Annotated in this window: 10 protein-coding genes; 1 reads left to right on the top strand and 9 read right to left on the bottom strand. The window is 46.2% G+C overall.

Annotation, left to right across the window (positions count from 1 at the left end; translation table 11 throughout):
• Positions 1-64 precede the first annotated feature (64 nt).
• The 4 genes from BTJ40_RS18675 to BTJ40_RS18660 form a co-directional block, all read right to left on the bottom strand.
• The gene (locus tag BTJ40_RS18675; protein ID WP_108734491.1) at positions 65-967 is read right to left on the bottom strand and encodes a LysR family transcriptional regulator; all 903 of its coding nucleotides are present in this window, start codon (positions 965-967) and stop codon (positions 65-67) included.
• Between the two features lie 105 nt (positions 968-1,072).
• Positions 1,073-2,044 (bottom strand): glutathione S-transferase family protein, encoded by a 972-nt coding sequence (locus tag BTJ40_RS18670; protein WP_108734490.1) that lies wholly within the window; start codon positions 2,042-2,044, stop codon positions 1,073-1,075.
• Between the two features lie 47 nt (positions 2,045-2,091).
• Positions 2,092-2,523: a DoxX family protein gene (locus BTJ40_RS18665; RefSeq protein WP_108734489.1), complete on the bottom strand. Its 432-nt coding sequence runs from the start codon at positions 2,521-2,523 to the stop codon at positions 2,092-2,094.
• Between the two features lie 169 nt (positions 2,524-2,692).
• Positions 2,693-3,430, bottom strand: coding sequence for an OmpW family protein (locus BTJ40_RS18660; protein ID WP_108734488.1), 738 nt, complete (start codon positions 3,428-3,430; stop codon positions 2,693-2,695).
• 406 nt (positions 3,431-3,836) lie between these two features.
• Here BTJ40_RS18660 and BTJ40_RS18655 point away from each other — a divergent pair, with 406 nt between their 5' ends.
• A complete protein-coding gene (locus BTJ40_RS18655; RefSeq protein WP_108734487.1) occupies positions 3,837-4,706 on the top strand; it encodes an alpha/beta hydrolase in 870 nt (289 codons plus the stop codon).
• A 209-nt stretch (positions 4,707-4,915) separates the two neighbouring features.
• Here the strand turns inward: BTJ40_RS18655 and BTJ40_RS18650 are convergent, their stop codons facing one another.
• The 5 genes from BTJ40_RS18650 to BTJ40_RS18630 all read right to left on the bottom strand — a co-directional run bounded on the left by BTJ40_RS18650 (position 4,916) and on the right by BTJ40_RS18630 (position 12,792).
• Positions 4,916-7,918 (bottom strand): DEAD/DEAH box helicase, encoded by a 3,003-nt coding sequence (locus BTJ40_RS18650; protein WP_192879352.1) that lies wholly within the window; start codon positions 7,916-7,918, stop codon positions 4,916-4,918.
• A 344-nt stretch (positions 7,919-8,262) separates the two neighbouring features.
• A complete protein-coding gene (locus BTJ40_RS18645; RefSeq protein WP_108734485.1) occupies positions 8,263-11,280 on the bottom strand; it encodes a DUF2339 domain-containing protein in 3,018 nt (1,005 codons plus the stop codon).
• 105 nt (positions 11,281-11,385) lie between these two features.
• Entirely contained in the window at positions 11,386-11,943 is a 558-nt protein-coding gene (locus tag BTJ40_RS18640) for a DUF4166 domain-containing protein (RefSeq protein WP_108734484.1), read from the bottom strand.
• A gap of 35 nt (positions 11,944-11,978) precedes the next feature.
• Positions 11,979-12,353 carry a DUF5329 domain-containing protein gene (locus tag BTJ40_RS18635; RefSeq protein ID WP_108734483.1) on the bottom strand — a complete coding sequence of 125 codons (375 nt, stop codon included), beginning with the start codon at positions 12,351-12,353 and terminating at the stop codon, positions 11,979-11,981.
• Between the two features lie 130 nt (positions 12,354-12,483).
• Complete coding sequence (locus BTJ40_RS18630) at positions 12,484-12,792, bottom strand: hypothetical protein (protein WP_157954163.1); 309 nt, start codon at positions 12,790-12,792, stop codon at positions 12,484-12,486.
• Positions 12,793-12,888 lie beyond the last annotated feature (96 nt).

The following is a 12,888-nucleotide window of genomic DNA, read 5'->3' as shown; positions in this document are numbered from 1 at the left end:
AGACCTCTAGAATCTTAAGGAATATTGGATAAAGGTGAGTTGATTATTCGTATAAAGAGAATGCTTAGTGCTCTTCAGAAGTAGGCATATCCAAGGTAAGTAACCTAAGTTCACCAATAAACTCCCTCGCCGCAGGGCCTAATTTATCCTGGTCTTTAAAGTTCAGGTAAAAACTACTGGAGCGCAGACTGCCATTTTTTAAGGGGAGTCGTTTAAGGGTGCCATCGTCAACTAATTCAGAAATCATTGGCATCGGTAGCCAGGCAAAGCCGAGGCCCTGTGTAATAAGATCCAAAGATGCACGTATACTGCCGACTTTCCAGCGTTGTTCAGCTCCCAGCCAGCCAGAATCCCTGTTTGTCTGTAAAGCTGAGTCCCGCACAATTATTTGACGATATGATTTTAGGTTATCGTAAGTTAGCTCGCTATTCAGCTGGTGCAGAGGGTGGTTTTTATGGGCTATAGCGATAAATTCAATGCGACAGATCTCGTCATTGAGGGCGTTGTTCATGCGAAAGGCCGATAGACCCAGATCCACTAACCCCTCCTGGATTAACTCATTAGTGCCTGATAAAACGGTATCAACAATATCGATGTTTACCTGGGGATACATCGCAGAAACTTTCTCAAGTGCCTGGAAGACCACATTTTGAGGGAAGGCGCCGTCCACAGCGATACGTAGTTCTGTTTCAACGCCTTTACTAAGGGTGTTGGCAATATCCTCGATACGAGAGACTTCATCCAGTAAGTATTGTCCTCTGCGGAGCATGAGATTACCTGCTTCTGTGAGCATCACTTTGCGGCCGGATACTTCAAATAGCTTGATCCCGAGTGCTGCTTCCAGGTTACTGACTGCATTATGAATACTCGACTGGCTCTTGTGCACTTGTGAAGAGGCTTGATTAAAACCACCAGCATCTGCTACAGATTTAAACATTCGCCACTGTTCCAGGGTGGTTTTCTGCATGAGGTGGGCCCTTGATATGTTGCCGATCATTGTGGGTAAATGTCTGGGGCAAGACCGTAACAATCTTTATAAAATTACTTGCCCCCGGATAAAAGAGAATTGCTTTTATACCCGATTGTGAGGACTGTTGTAATCAATTGCAGGTCCCACTGGCACTATCTGGGTTGGATTGATGGATTTGTGGCTGAAATGGTAGTGGCGCTTGATATGGTGAAAATTTACTGTTTCTGCAACTTGTGGCCACTGATATAATTCGCGGACATAATTTCGTAGATTAGGGTAGTCTTCCAGCCGCTTCTTGTTGCATTTAAAATGGCCGTGATAGACGGAATCAAAGCGAATCAGTGTGGTGAATATTCGCCAGTCTGCCTCGGTAATTTTGTCACCTACCAGATAACGCTGCTTTCCTAAAATTTCTTCTACTTTATCCAGGGTATTAAACAAGTTTTGATAAGCGTCTTCATAAGCCGACTGGGTGGTGGCGAAGCCACAGCGGTAAACACCGTTATTGATATTTTCGTAGACCAACTGATTTATAGATTCGATATCCCGTCTTTTCTCTTCAGGAAAAAAGTCTTGGGTATCGCCAGTGATTTTATTAAATGCACTGTTAAACATGCGAATAATTTCAGACGACTCATTGCTGACAATGCGTTCTTGCTGCTTATCCCATAGTACCGGCACAGTGACACGACCAGAGTAATCAGCTTTATTGTGAGTGTAAACCTGATGTAGAAAGTCGTAATCGAACAGCGAATCACCAGTGCTACCCTCATCGGTATTAAAGCTCCAACCCTGGTCAAGCATATCCGGGCTCACAATGGAGATACTGATACGCTCTTCAAGCTTTTTCAGTTTGCGAAAAATCAGGGTTCTATGGGCCCAAGGGCAGGCCAGGGATACATATAAGTGGTAGCGACCGGATTCCGCCTTAAAACCACCCTCACCACTGGGGCCGGCGCTGCCGTCAGCAGTAATCCAATTGCGTAACTGGGCGTCTTCCCGTCTAAATGCACCGCCTGAACTCTTGGTATCGTACCACTGGTCTCGCCAATGCCCATTAATTAACAGTCCCATGTCTTACTCCTTAATCGTTTTTTCCCTGTGATAATTTCCAGGTGGATTTAGAGTGTGCTTTTTCTACCGTCCAAGCTGAAACGTCCAGCATTATGAGCTGCTACCATCAGAAAACCACCTGCAATAGCCAGGTTCTTAAAAAACATTAAAAACTGCACTTGGTCGCCCAGGTTGTTATGGAACAGGATCGCCGTGAGCAAACTGAATCCGGCAAATGCTAAAGCGGTTAAACGAACCTGAAAACCTGCAATCAGGGCCAGCGCGCCGCCAATCTCAAACAGGATCACCAGCGGAAGCAGAAATTCAGGCAGACCACCATGGGCAAGGTACTGGGCGCTGCCTTCATAATTCTGGATCTTGTTAACTCCTGCGAGTAAGAAGATTGCTGCAAGACTAATACGTCCGCCCAAATCAGCAATTGCTGGGAGTAGGGAGTTTCTGGAGATATTGGGGGTTGTGGATAAAGTAGAAGTACTCATTGTGTCGATCCTTAAACTGGGGATTTATCGCTACTGTTTGGTAGCTGCTGTGGATAAGAGGCAGTTTACAGAGGTGCGATAGAATGAAAATTAGTTAAATTCGACCAAACTGTTCGAGAAAATCGAAAGAAAGCAGGGTTATAGTATTAGTGTGGAAAATTATGCCAGCTTAGAAATGATAGCCGATACCCAATGAATAGACCCAAGGGTCAATGTCGACATTCACATCAATGCGGCTGTATTCGTTATCTTCCGTACGAAAGCGGATTTTTGCTTTGGTATCGATATTCAGGTACCAGATTGCGGCATTAAAAAGCCAATTACTATTGCGGCCAAAGGCAATATCTATGCCCACCTCTCCACCCAGGCCCCAGGAGTTACTCAAGCTCAAAGATGCCCGTGAGTCAGCACTGAGCGCAGTGTCGAAGTAGTTTTGCGCCGTACGGCTGATATCTTCATCAAAGAAATGCGTGTAGTTAATTCCAAGGCCAATATAGGGCTGTATCCAGGATTCGGTACACACCGGGTACCACTGCACGCTGAGTGTAGGTGGGAGGTGCTTGATGTCGCCCAGGGATACTCGGCCCAGGGGCTCGCCGGTATCCGGGTCTGGTAAGCCCCGGACATCCAGATCGTGCCTGAAAGGTGCAGCTGCCAGCAATTCCAGCCCCCAGTGATCTGCGAACAACCAGGTGCCGGTGATACTTACGGAGTAACCGGTATCCACATAAACCCGGGTGTAATCTAATGGAGTGCCATTCAGACGCAATCGGCTGGAATCGTCGTTGGGGTCAACCGCTGCTGCACCAACGCGAACGATAAAGTCTCCCTTTTTATAGTCCGCAACTGACTGGCTGGTAAGCAATAGTACAATGCAAAAAACTATTGTCAGATTGATTCCTTTCATGTCCAACTTTCCAAAGGTTCGATGGAAAAATAGGGCTTTTAAATGGGAGGTCGGATAGTGAAATAGGTACGGTATTTTACGACCAGACTAATAGTGTAGATCTCTTGGTGATCTGAGTTTGTGTGTAATCTAAATCGTGACGCAGTATTTTATTGATCTAGCATGAAATTCTATTTATAGGATTAAATTCTTATTTTTTAGCAAATTTAACGCAGAGGTGAGATGAATTTCCTATCTTTTAGAAAAGTTATCGAATCGGATAACTTTTTGGATGAAATTGCCCTGTATTAGTTAGCATTTTTACGTTGATATACAATCAGCAATCATTGATCAGCGTATTTTTCTTTATAGCAGTCAATATCGCAATCAAGGATCATATAGGACACAAGGTTAGAGATTAAATAACATGCTTAAGATAATACAGGGAATAATGCAGTTCACAGGGCGTCTATCCCCAAAGTTATCAGCAAAAATTGCAATGCATATGTCTTCCCGGCCACGGCGTTATCCAGATTCAGAACGTGAAAAGTCGCAGCTGGCTCAAGCCAGGAAGATTACCTATCGTGGTGCTTTAGGCACAGAAAATACAGCCTGGTCATGGGGGGAGGGGCCGGTGGTGATCCTCTGCCATGGCTGGGAGGCCAAGGCCACTAAAATGGCAACTCTGGCGATGGCAATAGCCGAGCGAGGTTTCCAAGCCGTTGCGATTGATGCAACTGCCCACGGCCACTCCGAGGGTAAGGTCTGCAACTTTGATATTATGGCGAAAGATATTTGCTCTCTCGCTCAACAGTTTCCGGAAATTTTTGCCATTGTCGGACATTCGATGGGTGGCATGATGACGATGAGAGCGCGGGAGTTTGGGCTTAAAGCCCGGTGCTATTCGATACTCGGTGCACCGAGTGCCCCCTTGCCGATCATCGAAATTATGAAAAAGATGCTTAAGGTAAGCACTGAAACGACAGAGATATGCCAGGACAAAATTGCCAAGCAGATAGGCTTTTCTTGGCAGGAGTTGTTACAGTGCAAAATGTATACACCGGAAGATACTCCGCTTCTAATGATTTACGACATGGAAGACGATGAAGTACCTATCTTCCACGGTGAGAGAATTCATAAAACCTGGCCTGCTGCAGAGATGATCAAAATTAGCGGTGTGGGGCATCGGAAAATGGTTTGGGATACAGACGTGATTAAGTCTGTGGTGGGTTTTCTAAATCAAGAGAAATCTAGGGAAAATACAATAGAAACTGATTTGAGCAAACTTGTGAGTTAACTATTCTTTCGCGAAGTAGAGGGCATAGCGGAGTATGAGGTTGTGCCTGAATTTCGTTCAGGCCTTACTTTTTAAGACATCTGAGTGTCCTCACTGGCAGAAGTCAGCTGAATAATAAGTGTTTTCTGGTCAGAAAAAATATAAATTTATTGAAATGATGGGGCTCCATGGCTGTTATATTCCATTCATTGGAGCCCCTGTTGAGTAATTTACTCCTGAAATAGTGACAACCACTGTTCAGAATCCATAGTTATTTTTTTACCATCTTTACTATAGATCGCACCAGCCAAAGCCTGCTTGTGGGCCTGCATATCGATAATCTTTTCTTCCACCGTATTTTCACAAATAAATTTATACACAAAGACTGGTTTATCCTGGCCGATACGGTATGCGCGGTCGGTTGCCTGGTTTTCCACAGCTGGATTCCACCAGGGATCGTAATGAATAACTGTATCAGCGGTGGTGAGGTTTAAACCCACCCCACCGGCTTTCAGGCTGATCAGGAATACAGGAATATCGCCATTTTGGAAGGCGTCAATCGCTTCCTGGCGCTTGCGTGTGCGCCCGGTTAGCTTCACATAAGATATTGCATGACTATCCAGGGCGGTTTCAATTTTTCCCAGCATCTCGGTAAATTGGGAGAATAAAAGTATCTTGCGGCCTTCCTCCACCATTTCCGGAAGGATATCCATCAGTGCTTCCAACTTGGCCGAATGTTTAACCTTCTTTGCTCTGTCCAGTTTGACCAGTCCTGGATCGCAGCAAATTTGCCGCAATTTCAGCAGGGCATCCAGGATTTCAATATGTGAGCGGTTGAGCCCTTTCTTTTTCATCAGGTCCCTAACGCGCTTCTCCATCGCTGCACGTACCGTCTCGTAAAGTGCGGCCTGGGCGGTATCAAGGGTAACCCACTGGATGATTTCGGTTTTCGGTGGCAGTTCTTTGGCAACTTGCTGCTTGGTACGGCGTAAAATAAATGGAGCGATTCTGTGGTTGAGGGTCTGCTGTTTGTGTTCATTGCCTTGTTTTTCAATTGGGTTCCTATAAAGGCTGTTAAACCTTTTCTGGCCATGCAGAAAACCCGGCATCAGGTAATCAAAGAGTGACCAAAGCTCTCCCAAGTGGTTTTCAAGTGGTGTTCCTGTCAAGCATACCTTGTGTTGTGCATTGAATGTGCGGAGTAATTGTGCTGCTTTTGATTTAGGGTTTTTGATGACTTGTGCTTCATCGAGAATTAATAGATGAAAGTTGTATTCTTTTAATACTTCACTATCCCGTACAATAAGCGGGTAAGTGGTTATGACCAGATCAGATTCAGGTATCAGTGAGAAGCTTTCCTGTCGATCACTGCCGTGAAGCAGTAGTGGCTTTAATGTCGGGGCAAAGCGTTGCGTTTCGCTTAGCCAGTTGCCCACTAAGCTGGTGGGGACAACCACCAGAGCCGGCTTTGTTAAGCGGCGGCTCTCCTTCTCTTTAAGGACATGAGCCAATCCCTGCAGGGTTTTTCCCAACCCCATATCATCGGCCAGAATGCCGTTCATATCGAGCTTACGCAGGTGTTGCAGCCATTCAAAACCCGTTTGCTGATAGGGGCGCAACTGTGCCTTTAGGGCCCTGGGCGGTTTTACATTCTGCGGGCCTTTTTGCAGGTTCTTAGCCAGGGCTTTTAAGTCTTTATTGCTCTGCCAGGCTGAATCAGCATTTGGCAGGCCGGGAATGGCGAACTTGGGCACCTTAAAGCTTTGGGATTCACTATTGTACCATTCCTCTAAAATCGCACATAAATTGCGGAATAGAGCATTGGGTAGGCGAATGTATTGATCAGTATCGAGAGGTAACAGTACCTCATTGTCATCAGAAATTGCGTATCCGGATTCCAAATATTGCAAAAGTAGCGGTGCCAACTGTATCGGTTGACCTTCGATATCAACAGTAGCGCTAAGGGAAAACCAGTCGTTGGAAGAGGGCTCGGCTTTCCAATCCCAGTCTTCAATTTCATGTACTTTGAGGGAGAAGTTATCTTGGATATCAACAAGCCAGCCCGCTTCTTCAAGCTTCGGAATGCCTTCAATAAGAAATGTGTGCCAATGTTCAATGGTATTCTGGCTGATATCTTCCTCTGAAAAAACCAGAGTGGCTTCCCCAGTATCATTGGTGACAAGGTCCCACTGCCATTGTAAAAGTTCCTGTAATCTATCGGCTTCCTGTACAAAATCTCGCTCTAATTTATAAAGTTCATTTTTTTGAGAGTAGATATTATTTTCCGAGTGATTTTTCGCCAGGACTTCCTCTCCACTGATAACTACTGGGCCATATTGAATATAAAAACTGGCTGTATGTAGTCTTTTATAGCTCTCTGGAACGGCAATAGATTTCAGGATCAAGCATGGCCGTAGAGAGTCATTGATAGAAATAATTGGAAGTGATTTTGGGGTGGGCAGGTTCTTACTGCCATATTGACTGTTGAGAAAATTTACAGCATCAGCCATTTTATCGGTAGAAATGGCGGGCATAGAGGTAAGATCGTTTAGGGCCTCACCACTTACTGGAGCTACAACTGGACCAATGGTGTCGGTTTGTGGCGAATAGTAGCAAGGTGGCTCTGTGGGGATCAGCTTCCAGCCTTTGGGAAGGTCCGGCACATTCAGTGTCAGCTTTGAGCTGCCTTTCGCTTCCTTCCAGTGCAGATCCAGCTGGACTGCCTCACCCGAATGAATGAGAGTTAGTGCATCGATATCACTGAAAAAACGCTGCGTGTGCATTAGGTTTTTCAATAGAAGAGCACCTTCCTCTCCCGAGATGGCTTTCTTGAAGGTAGATTGTGAAAGCAGCTGCTGAAGGCCAAATATTTTTTGATCAATTTTTGAACTGGCAAGGCTGCTGTTGATATGGAAGTACTCTCGTTGAGGTATTCCATAACCGCCTTTTTTGAGACGCCGGGCCGAATATACATTAACTCGGGGGAGAGCAGGAGTATATTGATCATTCCAATCTAAGGTATATAGAAGATCTCTATTTGATGAGGAGTCCTGCTCGATATCATGTTGTTTTTCCTTTATACCTTTTCGCCAGTATTCCCAGGTACCTTTATTCGAGATCTGCTCCGATGGATGTTTATACTCATTGATTACTGCCATTAGCACGGCAGCTACATGTTTGCAGTTATAACCCACTGGACAGGAGCATTCACCATCAATTCCGAATATTCCCATAATGGGATTTTCGGTTATCGATATATACTGGTGATAGTGGCTAGCGTATGACCCTCTTACCTTTCCGGTGATAGTTTTCCCGTCCTGAGAAATATTAAACCTTTCTACATGACCATTTCGGAAATAACTTTTCCCTCTAGCCAGACTGTTGGCGGGAAGCTGATTGGAAATACTGCTGAAATCTATGGGCATGTTCATGTCTTAGCTTATGCAATTACAACTGGCTGGCAGTTGAAGTTCGAAGAGCGCTCCTGGATCTAATGGTACCTGCTTTTAAAGAATAAGAATTGCCAATATTTATGCTGAATGCCCGTTAACTTGTGCTGCCATAGACAAAAGGCTGCCTATTTAGGCAGCCTTTTGCCCGGTAAAAATCTTTGGTATTGGTATGCCGCACCCAGCATACACAGTCCAACTAGCATGCAAACGACTATCTTTTGTATCAACGAGAAGTCCTGCATATCCCATAGCACAATCTTCAGTGCAGCTACGCCATAGATAATCAGCGACAACTTAAGCAACTTCTGGGTGTCGGGGTTTAATGTCTGGAATAGTAGCAGGGTTGCATGGGCAACAAGGGCGAAGGAGACTGCCGGTAGCCACATGGCGTCAAATAGCTGTGCCAATAAAGCGATGTAAACAATGATCGCAGTGATATGCACCAGCCATAAATTTGCCATTCGATGACCGGACCAGACGGCCCTGGTGGGGAGGGATTTGTGATACACCAGTAGGGATGCGATGCCAAGCGAGATCAGGTTGTAGCTCCCAATCCACTCGGCATTGTGAGATTTTACAATAACAGCTGCGACTTGTATCAGTGTGATCAATTCAAATATACCCAGTGTCAGCATATAGAACGGCGTAAGCTGGTTGCGCAATGGCGCCAGTCTGGGCACAGTGAAGAACAGGCCTGCAAAATAGAGCTGGCTCAACAGTAATGACAGTACGAAGTCACCGCTCAGGGCGTAGCTGATAACTACCAATACCGCAGCAAAGTAGTAGAAGGCCAGCGGGAATATAGGTTTCAGTGCCCAGTGAATAATTTGCTGCCAACCCTTGTCTGAGGGGTATCGTTTTAGGCCCTGACCGAGCCATGCAAAACCTAAGAAACTTACGACCCCCAGCATCAGTCCCTCCATTGCCAGGCCCTGCCAATCGACAAATTCCTGCAGGAGGCAACCGCCGATAGCAATAAGGCTCGCAGCAGAAATCAAAATGCGAACTTCGTGTTTCAGATGTTCCATTCGCAGCCATGTGTAGAGGAATAGTGAAATACCACATGAGAACCATAAGGCGATGGTGAAGTAGTCACTGGCTTTATACAGTATGGTGGGCAGGGCGATAATGGGCACTAGAGCGTAGAAGAGTTTACGCAGTACCAGTGCCAGTTTTTGACCCGGTGATTGTATATTCAGCTGGTGATAAAGCTCTGCGAGTAACCAAAGTCCCAGGAAAGCTTCAATACTGGCGATTTTACCGTAGGGGATTTGATCATAAAAATGCAGGTTGCCCACAACTGAAGCACTGGCCAACAATGGGACAAACAGCAAAAGGTAGTGCCAGAGCCCAAGCCACTCGCCAAATGCTGAATTTATATGCTGGCTACGCCAGATCAGGAATACCATAGGTATTGGTGCCAGCAACCACATCCCTTGCGGCCAGATAATGCCCACCGATAGCAGGAAGCTCGCAGATAAAAGCAGCCCGAAAGCATTATCCGCGATAGAGGAGAAATGTTGTTCTGCGGGAGTGATTTTATCGGCACTATGGCGTAAGAGCTGGGTAAGCGCAAAAGCAGCCGCGCAGAGGGTAAGCCAGTTAAGCCAGCCCGCGCCGACCTCCAGGGAGAGCAGAAGTGGTGCGGGCACCAGACTCTCAGCCACCCATATCAGGGCCTGTATAAACAAGGTTATCCCCGCTAGGGATAAGGCAATATAACCTTCGGTGCGTACGCTGATAAAACCGAAATGAACTCCAAGATAAATCAGCAGGAGCCCCTCAAGACACCACACGATGCCCAATAATTGAGGACTGCAGAGCGCCAGAACAGCTAGTCCGGCCAGTAAGCCCCCATGAAGCAAAGCCACAGCGAGGATGCTGCGGGCAGAATCACTATGCGCATCATAGCCGAGCAGCTGCCGGGAGTAGATGGTGAGCAGTGCCCAGGGTAATAGGTTGAACAACCAAATCATACCCAGCGCACTTGCAGCGGGAGCCAGAGACCAGCTTATATGTATAAATAGCACCAGGTTCGCTACCAGCATACCGAGGCGCTTTTTATCCAATCCACCGCCATTGAGCCCACCTAAAACGTAGTGAGCAAAGCCGTAGAAGAAGCCGTGAAGTATCAGTAGCAGGCCCCAGGCAGAAGTAGATTCCCCCAGGTTAGCTACTGAGAACTCGAACATAACCGCACTCAGTGCCATAGTGACTACCGCCAGCTGCGGCCAATGAATGAGCTTGGACAAACGCAGCATGGCGAGTGAGAGTACGAGCAAGTAGCTGAGGTAAATAAGCGCGGATGGATCAAAATGATTGGCCACCAATGGCATGGTAGCACCGCCCAACAGAGTCACCATGGAAACAACCCGGGTCTCAAATAGCAGGGCGAGCAAATAGGATATCCCGGTCGTTGCTACTAGCAACCCGACACCGACAGGGACCGGGACCAACTGATAGTAGGGTCCAGCAAAGTAACCACACAGGTAAAGCAGTATGACCCCGAGAGCAATCAGACCTGAGCCATAGTCCGCCATATTGGGCTTGCGCCGCCTGAACGCTACACCACCGACAGTCGTTGCCGCTGCTACCAGGAAGCCCAGGGCCACCTTACCGGCGGGGCCCAGGTAGGCATTAAAAGAAAACTGTAAAAGGTAAGCAAAGCCAAACACTAGAGCCAGGATACCGGCAGTGGTCATAAAAAATACAGGAGCTTTCCCCTGGCTTTGGTAGTGTCTGTAAAAGCTCACCAGGGATCCCCATACCCGGTTGAGCGGCTCCAGAGCTGGTTCCAGCAGGCTCGGCAGTTCCTCTGATATCCATTTGGCCTGTCTACCAGGTTTGCCCACTCTTTCGGGACTTGGTGTAGCTATGGTGCCTTGTGGCTCTGCTTGAGCCTCAGGAGAGGGGGTAGCCAGTTTTGGAACGGGGGATCTGGAAGGATGCGTCCCCATTAACTGGGCCAGCTCATCTTCAGGATCATCCCTTGTTGAGAGCTGGGCTGCTAATTGTTCCGGCTTATCTTGCTGTATCTGTGCTTCTAAAGCCGCTAATCGTTGTTCGAATATCTCAAGACGGCGGCGATTGTCCCGCTCCAGCAGGGCCAGTTCCGCGCGAAGTGATCGCAGTTCACTTTCCATATATCGTTCACTATTTTTTTAGTGAGAATATCTCTCGTTGTACTTGGCTACAAGTATATGCAATCAAGGCATTCGAAGGACCTTTCTAAAAGACTAATAGCAAAACTATGCATTTTGAGTGAACTGTTCACGTAATACGCCCGAATAGCTAAATATAAAACCTAGAATGGGTAGGGAAATCGATACCTCGAAGTGATATTGACTGTTAACGATTGACTTACCTGCAGATACCTTAGGCCTTAATAGAGAGGGAATTGGGATATGAAAAATAGAAGCTGTGTAAGGAATCCACAACCAATTACCCTGTTCTATAGAAACACCCAGGTGGATACTCGTTATACCTGTTTTCTCTATCCAGTAACCGGCCTCTCCTCTCGTTCCCACAGGTACAAACTCTGAGGTCATCGTATGGCCTTCTGCGAAGGTGCGAGACCAGATTAATTTATCTGAGGAGTGCTGGATATTTACTGAAAAAAAAGATTCCTCAGTATACTTTGGGATACCCATTTTTCCGGCAATTCGCCTGCCAATAATACCTGCTAGTCCAGAGCCAAATTGAACATTAACCTTTCCGGTTAGCTTTGCTCCTGTGGTGTGCAGGCGTTGCGGTTGGGGATGTAGTTTGCTGAAGTCGGAGCCAAACCATTCGGTGACGATATTCATCGTGCTGAGTTTATCAGACTATTAACTTATAATTATTATTGTGATTTAACTGTATAGTTATCACGGTAACGTGCTAATTCATCTAAAAGCCACTTCTGGGATTCTTCCTTGGGCTCATCGGCACATTGGATATGGTAGGGTTTGCCACTGAAAGTGCTTTTGCTGGCACTTAGCTTAATAAAATCTTCAGCGCTTTCAATTTTATTGGAGAAATACTGATATTTCCTCTCCATATGCTCTACGGCTTCCTGGCTGCTGTGCTTGCTACCGTTACGGATAAAAGTACACTCTGAACTGGTGACAAAACCCATCAGATGATCTATTTCCCTGCTAGTGTTGTCAGCCTGTGCCAGTGTAGAGGACATGCTGAGGAGGGTAATAGTAAGTAAGTTTGAGAGGTTTTTAATCATTTCCCATTCCTTGGATATGGAATATAAAGGTAGTAGTTTACAAGTAGACTGAAGCGAATTGATATAGAGCCCCGAGGGGCTCTAGAGGCGATTGAAGTCTTGGACTGTAGAATGCCTGTAATTTGGTACTTTAGCCGTTTTTAGTAACTACCACTTTTACGCTGCACTGTACGCTCTTATTACCTTCATCCTCAATAACTTCGGAGGACTCAGTCAAGATTTGCGATACTGTAAGTTCAGAAGCAGAGATAATCTCCATCATTTCTTTCTTACAGTTAGTGATATTGATTGCATTGGAGCTGGCTGCGTCATAGCTGATTTTGTGAGAAAAGTTTCGTTCCTCTTCACCATTACGGCTTCTCTTGATGCTCTGGAACGCGTCTTTACCCGCATCTACGGTATCCCCGATAACGTTGCCAGGTTGTACCTCGAGTTTCATACAGGAAGTGGTTGCTATGGCGAGTACAATAATACTTAAGAATTTTTTCATTTCTTTTTTTGGACTCTGGAAATTATAAGTTTCTATAAGGCGGCA

It is taken from the genome of Microbulbifer sp. A4B17, assembly GCF_003076275.1.
Lineage (GTDB): Bacteria > Pseudomonadota > Gammaproteobacteria > Pseudomonadales > Cellvibrionaceae > Microbulbifer.
Note: the sequence above shows the minus strand (reverse complement) of the source record. Positions and strands in the feature narration are given on the sequence as shown.

Bases quoted from the DNA above. Each gene is read 5' to 3' on its own strand.
- BTJ40_RS18675 (WP_108734491.1), bottom strand. From the start codon at position 967: ATGCAGAAAACCACCCTGGAACAGTGGCGAATGTTTAAATCTGTAGCA.
- BTJ40_RS18670 (WP_108734490.1), bottom strand. From the start codon at position 2,044: ATGGGACTGTTAATTAATGGGCATTGGCGAGACCAGTGGTACGATACC.
- BTJ40_RS18665 (WP_108734489.1), bottom strand. From the start codon at position 2,523: ATGAGTACTTCTACTTTATCCACAACCCCCAATATCTCCAGAAACTCC.
- BTJ40_RS18660 (WP_108734488.1), bottom strand. From the start codon at position 3,430: ATGAAAGGAATCAATCTGACAATAGTTTTTTGCATTGTACTATTGCTT.
- BTJ40_RS18655 (WP_108734487.1), top strand. From the start codon at position 3,837: ATGCTTAAGATAATACAGGGAATAATGCAGTTCACAGGGCGTCTATCC.
- BTJ40_RS18650 (WP_192879352.1), bottom strand. From the start codon at position 7,918: ATGGGAATATTCGGAATTGATGGTGAATGCTCCTGTCCAGTGGGTTAT.
- BTJ40_RS18645 (WP_108734485.1), bottom strand. From the start codon at position 11,280: ATGGAAAGTGAACTGCGATCACTTCGCGCGGAACTGGCCCTGCTGGAG.
- BTJ40_RS18640 (WP_108734484.1), bottom strand. From the start codon at position 11,943: ATGAATATCGTCACCGAATGGTTTGGCTCCGACTTCAGCAAACTACAT.
- BTJ40_RS18635 (WP_108734483.1), bottom strand. From the start codon at position 12,353: ATGATTAAAAACCTCTCAAACTTACTTACTATTACCCTCCTCAGCATG.
- BTJ40_RS18630 (WP_157954163.1), bottom strand. From the start codon at position 12,792: ATGAAACTCGAGGTACAACCTGGCAACGTTATCGGGGATACCGTAGAT.